This is a genomic window from Erysipelothrix larvae (assembly GCF_001545095.1).
In the GTDB taxonomy this organism is placed as follows: Bacteria; Bacillota_I; Bacilli_A; order Erysipelotrichales; family Erysipelotrichaceae; genus Erysipelothrix; species Erysipelothrix larvae.
This window is the reverse complement of sequence record NZ_CP013213.1, coordinates 1,486,159-1,502,503: the sequence shown is the minus strand read 5'-3', so window position 1 is coordinate 1,502,503 and position 16,345 is coordinate 1,486,159. Positions and strand designations below refer to the sequence as shown.

The 16,345-nt window shown below is 35.0% G+C and carries 11 protein-coding genes and 1 pseudogene; 9 read left to right on the top strand and 3 right to left on the bottom strand.

Annotation, left to right across the window (positions count from 1 at the left end):
* The first annotated feature begins 18 nt into the window (after positions 1-18).
* Genes AOC36_RS06970 through atpC form a run of 6 tightly spaced genes read left to right on the top strand, consistent with a single transcriptional unit; the run spans position 19 to position 5,061 of the window.
* Positions 19-528 (top strand): ATP synthase F0 subunit B, encoded by a 510-nt coding sequence (locus AOC36_RS06970; RefSeq protein ID WP_067632783.1) that lies wholly within the window; start codon positions 19-21, stop codon positions 526-528.
* Positions 515-1,027 (top strand): F0F1 ATP synthase subunit delta, encoded by a 513-nt coding sequence (locus AOC36_RS06965; RefSeq protein WP_067632781.1) that lies wholly within the window; start codon positions 515-517, stop codon positions 1,025-1,027. Before AOC36_RS06970 ends, AOC36_RS06965 begins: the two co-directional genes overlap by 14 nt.
* Positions 1,020-2,543, top strand: coding sequence for a F0F1 ATP synthase subunit alpha (gene atpA / locus AOC36_RS06960; RefSeq protein ID WP_067632779.1), 1,524 nt, complete (start codon positions 1,020-1,022; stop codon positions 2,541-2,543). Before AOC36_RS06965 ends, atpA begins: the two co-directional genes overlap by 8 nt.
* On the top strand, positions 2,533-3,285 hold the full coding sequence (locus AOC36_RS06955; protein ID WP_067632776.1) for a F0F1 ATP synthase subunit gamma: 753 nt from the start codon (positions 2,533-2,535) through the stop codon (positions 3,283-3,285). The genes atpA and AOC36_RS06955 overlap by 11 nt, the downstream gene beginning before the upstream one ends.
* A 2-nt stretch (positions 3,286-3,287) precedes the next feature.
* Entirely contained in the window at positions 3,288-4,682 is a 1,395-nt protein-coding gene (gene atpD / locus AOC36_RS06950; protein WP_067632774.1) for a F0F1 ATP synthase subunit beta, read from the top strand.
* Positions 4,675-5,061: an ATP synthase F1 subunit epsilon gene (atpC, locus tag AOC36_RS06945; protein ID WP_067632772.1), complete on the top strand. Its 387-nt coding sequence runs from the start codon at positions 4,675-4,677 to the stop codon at positions 5,059-5,061. The genes atpD and atpC overlap by 8 nt, the downstream gene beginning before the upstream one ends.
* Before the next feature lie 125 nt (positions 5,062-5,186).
* On the opposite strand, the gene AOC36_RS06940 is transcribed toward atpC, so the two are convergent.
* From AOC36_RS06940 to AOC36_RS12670, 3 genes and pseudogenes are all read right to left on the bottom strand, one after another.
* Entirely contained in the window at positions 5,187-5,555 is a 369-nt protein-coding gene (locus AOC36_RS06940; RefSeq protein ID WP_067632770.1) for a hypothetical protein, read from the bottom strand.
* The gene (locus AOC36_RS12490) at positions 5,536-5,751 is read right to left on the bottom strand and encodes a hypothetical protein (protein WP_067632767.1); all 216 of its coding nucleotides are present in this window, start codon (positions 5,749-5,751) and stop codon (positions 5,536-5,538) included. Before AOC36_RS12490 ends, AOC36_RS06940 begins: the two co-directional genes overlap by 20 nt.
* Before the next feature lie 57 nt (positions 5,752-5,808).
* Positions 5,809-5,862, bottom strand: a pseudogene (locus AOC36_RS12670) (hypothetical protein); the annotation flags it as partial.
* A gap of 653 nt (positions 5,863-6,515) precedes the next feature.
* Between AOC36_RS12670 and AOC36_RS06930 the strand changes: the two are divergent.
* From AOC36_RS06930 to AOC36_RS06920, 3 genes are read left to right on the top strand one after another with little or no spacing between them, the layout of a single operon-like run.
* Complete coding sequence (locus AOC36_RS06930) at positions 6,516-9,269, top strand: hypothetical protein (protein ID WP_067632766.1); 2,754 nt, start codon at positions 6,516-6,518, stop codon at positions 9,267-9,269.
* Positions 9,266-14,404, top strand: a complete 5,139-nt coding sequence (locus AOC36_RS06925) for a DEAD/DEAH box helicase (protein ID WP_067632763.1) — start codon at positions 9,266-9,268, stop codon at positions 14,402-14,404. The genes AOC36_RS06930 and AOC36_RS06925 overlap by 4 nt, the downstream gene beginning before the upstream one ends.
* Complete coding sequence (locus AOC36_RS06920) at positions 14,382-16,106, top strand: nuclease-related domain-containing DEAD/DEAH box helicase (protein ID WP_067632761.1); 1,725 nt, start codon at positions 14,382-14,384, stop codon at positions 16,104-16,106. The genes AOC36_RS06925 and AOC36_RS06920 overlap by 23 nt, the downstream gene beginning before the upstream one ends.
* Positions 16,107-16,345: the final 239 nt, after the last annotated feature.

Sequence of the window (16,345 nt, the reverse complement as noted above, 5' to 3'; positions counted from 1 at the left end):
AAGAAAGGAGTGATTCAGGTGTTTGATATTGCACAGCAACTCTTTCCAAATTTGATGACAATCTTAGTTCAACTTTGTGCAACAGGAGTTATTTATGTTTTATACAAAAAATATTTACATCTGCCTGTCTTAAAAATCATGGATAAAAAAGCTGAATCATTTCAAGCGGAATACCGTGATATCGAGATAATGAAACAAGAACAAGAACAGCTATTTCAACAATTTAACCGTGAAAGAGAACTGCAAAAACAGCAACTTGTCGATCAAAAAGAAAAGCTACTTGAAGAAATTGATGTGTTGCGACAACAAAGGATCCTTGAAATAAAGGAAGAATCGGAACATATTTTAAATCAAGCAGCAATAAGTATCGCTCAAGAACGCAATGAAATGCTAGATGATTTAGAGAAGCATATCATTGAAGTATCAACCATGCTTGTTGAGAAAGTATTAGAAGGATACACATTCAATGAATCGGAAATATTGATTTCTCTAGAAAAGGAACTTGAAAACTACCATGCAAGTTCATGAGATCTACGCACATGCTTTTTACCAGTTAATGGTTGATGACCCGGTTCATTACTATAGGGAGTTTCGAACTATTGCTAGAATTTTACACGCCGTTCCACAAATTACGAGCACCTTGATGTTTAATCCAAATAGAATTGAAGAAATCGCTGATTTGCTCTTCTTTGAAGTTTCTGAAATCGTTAAAAGAATGATATATATTCTTTTAGAGGATGGAATGCTGGATCAAATAGATCAAATCCAACAATCGATGCGAAACCTATTAGTTGATGATGGCTTCTGGATAACATGTATTATTGAAACATCGGAGCCAATGTCTAAGGGATACTACGAGAAAATAAAAACGAAGGTTGATGTTATATATCATGGAGAAATTGAGTATGAAATTCAGGTGAATCCATTCTTGAAGTCTGGGATTAGATTATTTATAAATGACACTGTTCTAGATTTTAGTCTTGGTGGTAGGTTTCAGAAGTTGGTTGAGGAGGTATCTAATGGATAAACGAAGTGAGCAAATTATTGAAACAATTAAAAATCGAGTTGAAGGTTTAAATTGGGAAGTCGAAGATCAAGATATAGGTTTAGTCCATAGCGTAGGGGATGGAATCGCATTTGTTAAAGGACTAAAGGATGTATTATCTGGTGAGTTACTCAAGTTTGATTCAGGTCTCATGGGTTTGGCGATGAACCTAGAAAATGATCAAGTGGGTGTAGTTTTATTAGGAAATGATGCTGAGATACGAGAAAAAGATAAGGTTTACCGAACGAAGCATGTTGTGGACACTCCGGTAGGAGATGCATTAATTGGTCGAGTGGTGAATGCACTGGGTATCGCAATTGATGGTCTAGATGATATTGAAGATAAAGTGTTCAAACCGATAGAAGTACAAGCCCCAAAAGTCATGGCAAGACAAAGTGTCAAAGAACCCTTACTTACGGGCTGGAAGATTATTGATGCAATGATTCCAATCGGAAAAGGTCAACGGGAATTGATTATTGGTGATCGTCAAACTGGCAAGACCAGTATCGCAATGAATGCGATTCTCAATCAAAAAGGGTTGGGGTTGACATGTGTTTATGTAGCAATTGGTCAAAAAGCATCAACGATAGCGCGTGTCGTTGAACAATTTAGAATAAGTGGTGCGCTGGAATACACTACAGTTGTCGCAAGTCCAGCTGATGATATGGCATCATTGCAATATATTGCCCCTTATACAGGATGCACAATCGCAGAACACTGGATGAATCAAGGAAAAGATGTATTAATCGTATATGATGATTTGTCAAAACACGCAGTTGCATATCGCACGATATCTTTACTCTTAAGACGTCCATCGGGGCGTGAAGCATTTCCTGGGGATGTCTTCTACTTACATTCACGATTACTTGAGCGCTCAGCTAAATTGAATGACAAACACGGGGGTGGGTCAATGACCGCGCTGCCAATTATTGAAACACAAGCAGGAGACATTAGTGCATATATACCAACTAATGTAATATCGATTACCGATGGACAATTGTTCCTAAATCTCGATGCGTTCAATTCTGGAATAAGACCAGCCGTAGACAGTGGATTATCAGTTTCTCGTGTTGGATCTGCTGCACAAACACAGGCGATGAAGCATGTTTCATCTTCGTTAAAACTCGAACTTGCAAATTACCAAGACTTATTATCGTTTGCACAGTTTAGTACAGATGTGGATGAAAGTACGCGAAGAGTTCTAGAACATGGTAGTAGACTTACAGAACTTCTTAAACAAGATGTCAATAAACCACTATCACAAGACTTAATAATTTTGAGTTTGTTTATGAATAAGTATGGTTTTCTTGATCGTTTGGAGGTTTTTGAAATATTGCCTTATGAATCTTTCATGCATGATGAAATGAAACGCAAATACGATGACTTGATTCAAGAAATAAAATTGGAGTACCAACTCGGACCATCACTTATTTCGAAAATTACGGATGCAATGGAGGATATTTATACCTTGTATCGAGGGATGTATTATGAAACGTAGTCTTTCAGCAATCTCTAAACGCAAAAAAGCAATAAAGACAACACAAAAAATTACAAATGCTATGAAACTAGTGTCAATTAGCAAACTTCAGCAATACAAGTATACACTTGATCAATTTGAAACGATACACGCAAAATTAACAGCAATCGAGTTTGTAGAAGAAGTCTCTGACAAACCACCGCTTTATATTGCTTTTTATCCCGACTTAGGACTTGTATCGTCTTACAGTCGCAAACTAAATGAAACAATTATTGGTCTTGATGATCCAATGCTGTTAGTTGTTGGGACACAGGAATATAGGTGGTTGACAGAGAATAATTTTAATGTAGTCAACGATATCATTCAAAGTGAAACCCTTGAAATAGAAATTATATTAGAGATGTCCGCATTGTATCAAGAGACTCACAATATTATTGTATTACAACCAAGTTATAGTTTGGATGGTAACGTAATATTTACCAAAATTCACACACACAAAACGATGATTCAACGCTATAATCAAATCTATGAACCAAGTTATGTAGTTGCAAATCATGCATTTCAATCATCATACATTAAGTGTGCTGTGTTAAGAGGATACTATACAAGCAAATCTGTAGAGTATACGATGCGTCGAATTGCAATGGAAAAGGCATGTGATAGCGCTGAAGATATGTTAAGAAATCTTCAACTACAATATAATCGATTACGACAAGAGAAAATTACAGTTGAATTATCTGATTTAATGCCAGAGGAGGGATAACAATGACAAGAGGAAGAATATGTCAAATAATCGGGTCGGTTGTTGATGTCCAATTTAAAGACCGATTTCAATTACCAAAGCTTTATCACGCTCTTTGCGTGGATAATTATGGTGTAATCTTGGAAGTTGCACAACATATAGGTAATGATTGTGTACGGTGCATTGCAATGAACCCGACAGATGGATTAAAGCGTGGTTTGAGTGTTACAGACACAAAGGCACCGATTTCAGTTCCCGTAGGTGATAAAACACTTGGACGTATCTTTAATGTATTAGGAGAAGCAATTGATGATGAACCATGGAATCCAGAAAATGTTGAAAAACACCCGATTCATCGAAGTGCTCCAGAATTCACTGAGCAAAAAGCAACAACATCAATCCTAGAAACAGGTGTTAAAGTTATTGATCTATTATGTCCATATCCTGAAGGCGGTAAAATAGGTTTATTTGGAGGAGCGGGTGTTGGAAAAACTGTGCTGATGCAAGAGTTGATACACAATATTGCAATTGAACATGGTGGTCTTTCAGTAGTAGCAGGTGTTGGTGAGAGAACACGTGAAGGAAATGACCTATATCATGAGATGGCTGCAGCTGATGTTTTAGGTAAAACTGTTTTAGTTTATGGGCAAATGAATGAGCCACCTGGTGCACGAATGCGTGTCGCACTGTCAGCGCTCACCATGGCGGAATACTTCAGAGACCAAAAAAAGCAAGAAGTGCTATTGTTTATTGATAATATTTTTCGATTTACACAAGCAGGATCCGAAGTATCTGCGCTATTAGAAAGAAGACCATCAGCAGTTGGATATCAACCTACCTTAGCAAATGAAATGGGACAACTGCAAGAGCGAATTACTTCAACAAAGTCTGGTTCAATCACATCAGTACAAGCTGTATATGTGCCTGCAGACGATTTAACTGATCCTGCTGCATCCATTGCATTTACCCACCTTGATGCACGGACGGTCCTTGATCGTGGCATTGCAGCGTTAGGAATCTATCCAGCAGTTGACCCACTTGAATCAAGTAGTTCATTACTATCTGCTGATATCGTTGGAAAAGAACATGTGCATGTAGCACAACATGTTAAAAGAATTCTGCAAAAGTACAAAGAGTTGCAAGATATAATCGCGATATTAGGAATGGATGAGCTAAGCGATGAAGACAAGCTTGTTGTAAGTCGCGCACGTAAAATTCGCAATTTCTTATCTCAACCATTCAGTGTTGCTGAAACTTTCTCTGGAATAAAAGGGGTGTATATAAGTAGAGAAGAGACTGTTTATAGTTTCAATGCTATTTTACAAGGGGAAGTCGATCATATTCCTGAAACATACTTTTTATTCAAAGCGGGGATCGATGATGTAATTCGTTCATTTCAAGAGGAATCTAATGTTTAAGCTTGAATTAATCACATTTAGTGGAAAACGAGAAACATTCAGCGCAAAGTCAATTATTTTACCTACTTCTGATGGAAACAGGACAGTGTTAGACAAACATATGGATGTAGTCATTGAGGTTAAATCAGGCAAACTTAAAGTGAGAACAGAAGAAAGTCAGATTGTTTTTTTTGTTTCTGAAGGCATTTTTAACTACAAGGATAGAGCTGGAACACTTCTTGTAGATGCTTTTGAACATGCTGATGATATCGATTTTCAAAGAGCTCATCAAGCGCATATTCGGGCAACAAAACTATTGCAAGAAAGTGAAGATACATTCGAGCTAAAAAAAGCTGAACAGGCACTTAAGCGCGCAGTAGGTAGATTAAATTTGAAATAAAAGTATTTTGTGAGATTCTTGGGGAATGGGCAAATAACTTTCGAAAAAAACACAATTCGTAAAAATGGTTTAGGCTCATACACTACAGTTAATTTGAATAATGGATTGCTGTGTTGTATATTAGGTTACTTGAGAATCTGCACATTTCGAATGAGTTCCCAAGCGAGTTCTTGACCATCAATATACAAGAATTCAGAGTCTGAAAACCCTTCGAATTTTCCAATTACGTTCTCGATAAGATGATCATCATGGTCACGTATGTTCATTTGAATGGATACCTTCTTTGATTTTAAGAAAGCATGTTGAAGCACGTGATCGATTTCTTCACGACTCATCTCAGGAAGTTCATGGACTTCCTTTTTTGCATCTTTCTTGTTTGTGTCAATCACACTCACCAGTTCCGCCAATGCAAATGCAGTACCCCATTTTAAGCCAAAGTGACGATCATGATAGTCATTATAATCCACAAATATTTTAGGGGTTCTTTTTCTCATCTGCGTCTCCTTTCTCATCCAGTCCACTCATACCACCTGCATGACCACCCACCAGTTTACTACGGGCAATGGCACGGCCGCCTCTTAAAAGGCTGCTGGTATACACAAGTTTAGTGAATCCGTATTTACTTCGTATCGTATCCACCACTTCATCAAGGTGATGTTCTTTATCTTTATCCTCAACGAATTCAAACAAGTTCAGCTGCTCTTGAAACGGAGATTCTAACTTTGTACAGGTGATTCCAATATTACGAACGACCTGGACATCATAGTACTTATTGAAAATTGAGAGGCAAGCTTGGTAAATCTTCTTACTGCTGTTTGTTGCCTCAACTTTAACCTGTTTCGCAAACCACCGTTTCCCTTCGTCTTCAACCTCGATTTAATAACTAGTGTTAACAGATATTCTAGACTTGTATTTCATTAGTGATATGTTCACTTCAAAGTAGACACTCGAAATATAAAAACGGGAATTACAAAAAAGATGAGCTTTTCCTATGGGTGGGAAGAATAAATATCTAGGAGAGTTAAAATGAAAGAGCAGTCAAAGAATATTTTTGAAGAAACAAACAGAATTGCTAGATTTTAGTTTGACTTTTTTGTATAGAGTTAAGCATAATATTACAGACTCTAAAGTACTGTATACGCAGTGAATTTTTGTTGGGCAATGAAATAGAAGAACACATTTGTCGTTATTGTCAATAAAACTTTCTCCTCTCGTGTTAGGGAAAACAAAGAATCATCAACTTATCATCCTGGTATAGCCGCAATGCTTACAAGTGATGCGATAGCAACAGGGAGTGGAAAAGTTAAATATAATCTTTGTTTGATCTTTCTATTTAATGTCTTTAAGCTTATAATAATGATAATTAGAAGAATTCATAATTAATCAAATCGGATATTAACAAGACAAAATTGAGAGTTTTATATTGTAAGCGCTTAATACACCTGGGAGGACTTATGTTAAAAATAGAAGAGAGAGATCATTTTGATTCAATAATACAAGATATAAAACGTAAACTTGAGTCAGGTCACAATATTGGTATGGACCTTATTACGTTGATGGATTTCCCAAAAATCGTTCAATATATTCATGAAAGCGCAGAATCTAGCCTTATTTATACATTATCTACTTATGTTGGGGAACATGTTAAAAATGGCGATATTGTACTAATGTCATTGTCGTTAATACAGATGTTAAATTATGATGGTAAATTTTATGATCATGTTCAGGATCAGTATTCAAGACTTTATGATAATTTTTCTGATCAAAAGATTGAGTCATTGATTAGAACGATATTGAAGCAATATAAAACGCAAAAGGAAATAAAAAATACTTCTTTGTATATTGGTGTTGCCCTCTCTCATTCTATTGTTCCCCAAAAATTCTTGATTGATTTTTTTGATTTTATATACGACATTTATGTAACTAACTTTGATTTTGATATACCAAATAATGTGGAAGAAGAATTCAGATTTGTCTATGAAGGAATTCGTGAATCGATGCTATCTGATGGTGATACTGTTTCGATTAGTTTAACCAAGAAAACATATAAGCTAATTGTGTCAACGAAGCGATTAATAAGCAGTGAAAATGGTTTAAATAGTTTAATTGATTTTAGCAAAACTGTCGTTGAGCTCATTGATTCTTATATTTGGAACAAGAGTATTGCAATTTCGATGACCTACTTCAAAGAAGCTTATTTGAATTGGTGTACAAAAATGGATAGAGACAGCATAAGAAGCAATCGGAGAGCACAAAGTTTAGACTTAAGGAATAAGTGGGATTGCAAATTTACTTATGATAATCAAGCGGTATTCTTAGTTCCGCCATTCCATAAAGTGAAAAATACCTATGACTATACACAACTGATGATCAAGGTATATAATGGTGATCATCTTTATTTACAAGATGATCGCTTCGATATTCGTGAGATTATTGGTGGATATCAGTTATATCCTAGTGCAATTCATCTTGATGATCCTTTGGGCGAGATAAGTTATCAACTCGTATGCGGTGAAGAAGTTATTTACGATAGTCTAGACAAATTGAATCGTAAGATTCTCGTGTTTACAGAAGATGGAAAAGAAATTAAGAATCATACTGATTATTCTGGAACTACAATTTTTTGTAGTCGAAAAAATACGAAGCATTCTATGCTAAATTTTAACACTGTAAATCAATATTATAGTTTGGCTGTAAAAACAGTAGAAATTGGTGATTCATTTCTAATTGATGATGAATTTTTTATCTTTCTTTCACACACAGAACCGGGTGTTATCGGAGAATTGTACCAAGATCATTTTTTGGTAAGGCAAGACAATAAAAAGAAAATACCGATTTACAAAAGTATTCGCTATTTTATGTTTGAATCAGAATATGATAAAGATAAATTGATGTTTCAAATTAATAATAAGCATATTCCATTAACAAAGGATATCTGTGAAATTAAGCCGAGTTCTGGGATTAACCGTTATCTCGTTGACCTGAGTAATTTTGGTTCAGATATGTACACTGTGTCACTATTTGAAGTGTTTAACGAAGTGAGAAAAAGAGTAGTTCAAACTCAGTTTGTAATGGATTCTAATCTAGTGGTAGATATTAAGAACGATCATGGAAGTTTAATTCAATTGACCAGCGATATATTGAAGGAACCCCTCATTCAGTATCAAAAGCAACTTGAATTTATTGAAGATATTCTCAGTATCAAATATAAGAATGAGATGTACTATTTCGAAGTCCCACTAGGATTTAATATGTACAGATTGAATGGCAGTGATTGGTGCTCATTTGATGATGAAATCGTGATTGATGAAATTACACAAGGAGGAAAATTAGATATCTTTGGCAATCATTATGATCAATATATGATCCATTCAGATAAAGGGATTGAACTTGATAATCCTAAAGATATGAAGAAAACAACGCCTTATCAAAGTATAGATGTTAGCTTTCTTGTGACATACAGGGCGAATTATGATTTCGTAAAGATACTATTCTTAGTAGATGGAAAAATCGCAAATGTATTGTATTGCTACAACAAGTGTATATTGAAAAGTTCAGATCTTGATCTTGATTTTGACCCAATTAACAATAAACTTAAGGTAACACCAAATTATTATGGTCAAGGACATGTGTTTTTTAATATTAAGAATGAAGAAGGGATCGAGATATTTAGAAGTGAGAAATTATTGAGCGGTGAGTCTCAAACGGTCAGCAATCTCAAGTCTTTTGAAAGCTATACGATTATATTGTTTGAAAGAGAAAAAGGGTTATGGTTTGGAACATCAAGAAATCGAGTGATGTGTGAAATGAAACGCAGATTTTACACTCGTAATGATATAGTTGGTAGGTATTATAAAGTCAAAGAAGTGTATTTTGATCAAGGTACAAGTAACGGATTAGTCAGACGTAAAATGAACATAAATAAGACTTTTATTGAGATAAAGGAGAAAATTAATGATGATTGTTATATCGGGGATTTACTTGTGAAGACAGAATTCAGTGAGTTTAAATTATCGCAAGTAAATCCGGTTAGTATTGAGATATGTAGCGGGATTGAAAACAATTGCGTTGAATTTGCAATCACAAACGAAGGGGATGGTCTTCTATTAGACTTAAAACGTAGAAGGGTCGCAAATACATTGGATGATAACACTTTGAATGACATATTTTCATATATTATTGATTTAGAGAAAGGTGGGAAAATATGAAAGCGCTGAACCCAATAGAAAAATCGTTATATATAGATCATAAATACAAGGAATATCTAAAGTCGTCCTTTAAGTTTGGTAATTCCTCACTGCAGGAATTGTTTAATAGGCAACTTGAGAAGGAAGAACTGTTTAAGGGTCCTTTTGTTAGTTTGGATCTGCCATTTGAGCGAGGAAAGACAATAAATCAACTCATAGCAGAAGGAAAGCTTTGTAAGTCTTTTGGGCAACTTAATAATATTGAAATAGATAGACCACTTTACAAACATCAAGAAGAAGCACTAAACATCATTAGTTCAGGAAATAGTGCTGTTGTAACGACCGGGACTGGATCTGGTAAAACAGAGTGTTTTCTTTATCCAATCTTGAATGAGATTTTGTCGGATTATGAAAATGGAAATAGAGAAATAGGTATCCGATCAATATTCTTATACCCGATGAATGCTTTAGTCAATGATCAAATTGATCGAATTCGGAAAATACTTTCATCATGTCCAAACATAACATATGGCTTTTTTACCGGGGATACACCAGAGGAAACTACCGATCAAGATCGAAAGAAACTTGCAAAAGAAATTGGTGTTGAAATCCCTGTAAATGAGTTGATCTCCAGAACTGAAATTAGGGAAAATCCACCTCATTTGTTGTTTACAAACTACTCAATGCTTGAGTATCTTCTTATACGACCAAATGATTATGCGATTTTTGATCCAAATCGATTAGCAAATTGGAAGTTTGTAGTTCTTGATGAAGCGCATTCTTATAATGGGTCTTTAGGAATTGAGATTTCTTTATTAATGCGAAGGTTGACTGCATACTCTGAAAAGAAACCACGATTCATCTTAACAAGTGCTACACTTGGAACACAAGGAAAAAGTGAAGGAGATATTGTTAACTTTGCGAAGAACTTAACGTCATGTTCTTTTAATACATCAGATATTGTTTTTTCTAAACGAATTAAGTTTGATTCTCATGCGTCCTTATATAAGGTTAAAGGTAGCGACTATTTGGAGTTGAAACAGCGTTTAGCAAGTGATATTCCTCTTGTTGATATTTGTGAGAAATACAAGGAAACACACGCATCAAAAAATGAGGAAATCTTATATGATTTGTTATCAAATGATGAGAATACACATACAATTTATAATTGTCTGAAAGATAAGAGTAAAAATTATGCATCGCTAAAATTCGAGTTAAGAGAGTTGGAAGAGGCTGAGTTGCTCGCCCTCATTGACTTAATAAACGGTGCCAGCAAAAATGGAGTAAATCTCTTTGATCTAAAGTATCATTCCTTTGTTCGTCCTTTATCGGGTGCATTTATAACATTTGGTTCTGACCAGAAACTGAGTCTTACTAAAACAAACGCGATTGATAATAAAAAAACTTTTGAAATTGGTAATTGTCGATACTGTGACTCTACGTACATTGTTGGTAAGATTCAACAAAATCGACTGGATGGCTTAGACTATTTATATCAAAATCAAGAAGTAGATGTTTATGAAAACTATGGTGATAATGAACGTGCAAAAGTAGACTACTTTATGTTAGAAGAGATGGTAAACGAAGATATTGACTCAACCATTGATGAGACTATATTGGAAGAGTATACGCTTTGCAACAAGTGTGGATCAATTCATAGGACGGGCAATCTCAATGCAAAAAAATGTGATTGTGATTCTCTGTGCAAGTTTAGTGTTTATAAAATCAGGAACGATGACAAAAAGGAAGCAAGCAGTTTTAATAATATTAGTCAATGCCTATATTGTGGTCATAAAGGAACTTCGGGAGTCGTAAAGTTACTTAATGTTGGTAAAGATGAAGGTACTGCAATAATTTCACAAATCCTTTATGAGACGCTTGATGGGGATGATGCAAAGCATGAAAAAAGAAGAAAGTTTTCATTAAGAATAAGCACAGAACCCATCAAACAGATACCGGTTGTTAAACCGAAAGTTAAACAGTATTTGGCTTTTTCTGATAGTAGACAACAGGCTAGTTTCTTTGCTGCGTTTGTTGATTCAAATCACACGCGTATGCTGAGAAAACGACTGATTTGGAACATTTTAGAAGAGACGAATTATAAGGAAATGTCGGTAAACCAACTTGTTTCAAAACTGGAAGATAAGATTGAAAGCCAGCGCTTATTCGACAATGACTTATCATCAGAAAAAAATGCATGGGTGAGCTTGTTGATTGATTTGCTAAAAGTCGATGGTGCACATGATGGTGAAGGTCTTGGCTTATACTATTTTGAATTAGACACTTCTAGCATTTTTGACGAGATAGATGATGATATTATTAAAGATGAATTAGGCCAGTACAATATAAATACAAAGAATGAACTTAATACGCTGATACAAGTAGTGGCAACTGTATTTAAGACAACACCAGCGATAAAGTATGTACAGTCAACACTTTCACAAGAAGAAAAGGAAAAATATCTGGAGTATCGACGGTTTAATAATTTTGTGATGCTGAAGGCGCAAAAGAATAAGCTAAATATAAGAAGCTTGCTACCGATCGTAGGCGAAGAGAATAAGATTGTTCGATATGTAAAAAAAGCTTGTAATTGTAATACAGAGGGGGCTGTAAAGATTTTAGATATGGTCTTTAATGTGCTTTCTGTCTCTGATTCGATAGACTCCCAAGATGCCCTTTTTATTAAGCACAATAAAGAAGATGCATATCAGATTGATGCCAGCAAGTTTAAAATAAAAAACTATGTTGAATCACCATTCTACAGGTGCAATAAATGCTCTAAACTAACACCTTTCAATTTAAACAATGCATGTCCTTCTGACAAATGTAAAGGCAAGTTATATAAGATTGACCCAGATGATGCACTTTCAGAAAATTATTACCGAAAAGAGTATAAGAGTAAGAAAATAGAAAGAATGGTAATCCAAGAGCACACCGCACAGCTTGATCGAAAGGTAAGTAAAGAATTTCAAAAGAGATTTGTTGATAAGAAGATAAATATACTTAGCTGTTCAACGACTTTTGAAATGGGAATTGACATTGGTGACTTGGAGACGGTATTTATGCGAAATGTTCCCCCAACGCCTGCCAATTATGTTCAAAGAGCGGGTAGAGCAGGTCGAAGAAGTGATAGTTCTGCATATATTTTAACTTACTGTAGTTCGAGCTCACATGACTATACCTATTTCGCAGCCCCTGAGAAAATGATTTCTGGAGTAATCAACCCACCATATTTTAAGGTAGATAATGAGAAAATAATCAGTCGACATCTCTTAGCATCCTGCCTTGGTTTCTTCTTTAGACAGCATCCTGATTATTTCATATCAACGGATTCCTTTATTTTTAATAATGGATCAGAAGTCTTCATCGATTATTTAAAGAGTGAACCTTCTGATCTCCGAAGATACATTGATGAAAAGGTGGTGCCGGAGACACGATATCGTAATTTCCATAAATTCAAATGGCTGGCTGAAATTGATTATAATGATGAGAAGTTGACTCACTTTATTGATTCAATTAAAGAAATGGCTGTTGAGTTTAAAGACGCAGAGAATGCTTCAAAAGCTGAAAATGATTATGAACAAGCTGATTATTTTAAGGGACAAGAAGAAAAACTACATAATCAGTCCGTGATAGAAATGTTATCGAAGTATTGTGTAATTCCAAAATATGGTTTTCCTGTTGATTTAGTTGATTTACAGATCTTAGAAAATGATGAAAAACGCAAAAATGATATTGACCTTACGCGAGACCTTAAAATCGCAATATCCGAGTATGCACCGGACTCTGAGGTGCTTGTCATGAAAAACAAGTATGTATCGAAATACATTACGTTACCGAAAACAACAGAAATGTTCAAAAACTATTTTGAAACGTGTTCTCAATGTCATAAAATAAATGTTTACACACGAAAGACAGAGAGTATTAAGTGTAAATACTGTGGTGGAGAAATAAGAACAGGAACGCATGAATACTTTATTCAACCCACGCTTGGGTTTAAGGCAAATAAATCAAGTGACAGTCCACATTTGAAACCTAAAAGATCCTATGTGGGCGAAGTTTCTTACCTAGGTGGCGGAATCTTTGACAAAATGAATGAGTACATTGGTACAGCAATAACCGTTCAGACGAGCACAAACGACGAACTGTTAGTTCTGAATCGATCAGGATTTTATATGTGTGATAAATGTGGATATAGTGAGAAAATTACGATAGGTAGTGGCTTACCATTTATCTCAAAGAAACATAAGAATTTCAGAGAATACGATTGTTTTAACGAAAAATTAATACGATTAAGGTTGGGACACAAATTCCAAACCGATGTTGCACGCTTAACAATTCCATCATTACATTCTAATGAGACAGAAAGCAACCATAGAGCGCTTTCGTTCTTATATGCATTTCTAGAAGGAATGAGTTATGCACTTGAAATTGAGCGTAACGATCTTGATGGGGTTCTAGAACTGAATCTAGAACAAAAAAGTTACGATATTATTGTCTTTGATAATGTTCCTGGTGGAGCGGGTCATGTAAAAAGATTGTTAAGCAAAGAGGCAGTGATTAGCTCTTTAAAGGCCGCTTTGGATAAAGTATCGCAACAATGTTGTGATGAAGACACATCGTGTTATAGTTGCTTAAGAAGCTATTATAATCAAACCTACCATTCGAAATTGAAAAGAAAGTTTGCAATTGATTCAATTAATCAATTACTAAATGACGCTGAGTTTAATGTGCAGTTAGTCAATAACGCATTAAGTAAGGAATCTAAAAGAATGACCAACTTAACGTTTGGTTCTGATGGTCGAAATCCAGGTGAAGAGACTGCAGAAGAAATTTGGAATAATATTTATGAAGATTGCTATGATGAGAACGAGTTGAGTATGATCAACCTACTTAAAGAAAATAGCAACATAATTATATCCAGACCGTATTATAGAACAACTTTAATGTGTAGAGAAACGGGTGAAGCCTATTTTTCAAATCTTGCATGGAAAGATGAAAAAGTGCTCTTATTTTTAAATGAAAATGAGGATGAGTATAGAAGAGCATCTGAACAAACGGATTGGAGTTGTTATTGCACAGCAGAAGAATTTGATGTTTTTGAATTCTTAAGTAGAATAGGTGGTTTGACTGATGGCAATCATGTTTCCAAATAAGCCAAAAGAATTTTCGTATTCGAGTAGAGAGGGAATGATGTTTTCTGAGCTTGAGCGCTTATCTGATGATTACTATGTATTTCATTCCTTTTCTATTCTTGAAGTTGTGAATAATACAATACACGAAAGTGAGACAGATTTTGTTATATTTCATCCTAAGAAAGGAATTTTATGCATTGAAGCTAAAGCAGGAAGGGTAGAGTATTCTAAAGGCGAATGGCGGTATGGTAGTGGTAGGCTAATGAGTCACGACGGACCATTTCAACAAGCCAGTAAAAATAAGTGGAAACTACTCGAATTAATGCGAAATAAGAAATACGACCAAATCGTTAATCGATGTAAATTTTTGCATGCAGTTTGGTTTCCAGATGTGCCATTGAGGGCATTTGATACAGTCGCATTACCTTCAGATACTGATAAATCGTTGATGCTGACAAGTGACTCATTTGGTAACATTGAAAAAGATATTAGTAGGATTTATAAAATCAAATTACCGAATGGAAAAGAAACATCCTTAAATGATAAAGAGGCCAAATTAATCATTAATAATATTCTTGCACCAAATTTTAATTTGGTTTCTCTAGCGGGTTTTAAGAAAGAACGGCATCAATTGGTTTTCAAAAGATTGCTCAGGGAACAGGTCGCTCTTTTGAACTATCTCGATGAACAGAGAAGTGCAATAATAAATGGGCTAGCAGGGACTGGAAAGACAATTCTTGCGATTGAAAAGGCGAAAAGACATGCCAGCAAAGGACAACCTGTTTTGTTTTTATGCTACAACCTAAACCTCAAGGAATATTTAAAAGAAATGTACTCAGATCCAAATATTTCATTCTATACTATCGATGGACTAGCGTGTAAGATGTGCAATACAAAGACTCCTGATTATGAGCGATTTAAGACGGTGCTCGAGGATTGTTATTCAAACATGAATTTTCCCTATAGGCATATCGTTATCGATGAAGGCCAAGATTTTGGGAGAGATTCTATTGAGGAAGTCGCAATCATTGATCGTCTGAAAATGAATGTGCTAGAAAGTGATGACGAGGAAGGAACCTTCTATTTATTCTATGATAAAAATCAAATGATTCAGTCTAGTAATGTGCCATCATATATCGAGGATGCTGATTGTAAATTGACTTTGTACAGAAACTGTAGGAACACTGAAAATGTCGCGATTACATCGTTGAGGCTGCTCGGGAGAAAATATAAAATTCAATTGTTTGAAGATTCAATTCAAGGTGATGTTCCGGAAATGTTTTTTTGTAATGCTATAACCGATACGATAGATGCAACCAATGCGGCAATTAAGGACTTATTGGAACAAGACTACACTGATATCGTGATTTTAACGTGTAAAACTGAACAAACGAGTAATTTGAGTGATCATTGTTCAAACGGTGTTTATCATTATAAGAAATTCAAATTTAAGTTCACAACGTGTAGGAAGTTTAAGGGACTTGAAGCGGACGCTATAATACTGGTTGATTTGGACGATTCGATGTTCTCAAATAATAAGGAACAAATTATGTATGTAGGTGCTTCAAGGGCGAGATTTAAGTTAACATGTATCGCAAATATGACTGAAGAATCGTGCAAAGCCTTACTTGAAAGATCCAATGTTAATATTTCTAAAAACATAATGAAATCATTTGCAACCGCTTATAATGCAAAGAATACTATTGTAAGTAAGGTTCAGTAAGCAACTGTTTTCAATTGACAATTGGCCCACTTTTAGATTAACAAATACAACAGTCGGGTGGTAAACGTTTGTGGTACTGTTTCTTTAACAAACATAAATAATGCAATAAATATTCCATATTAGGCTTAGGAAGCAAGAAAACTTTTGTATATACAGAAACCAAATTGATTCTTCAGGATAAAAATTATATGTAATATGACTCATATCGATATTTTGTTGTTTTTAGTATGAGAAGGTTT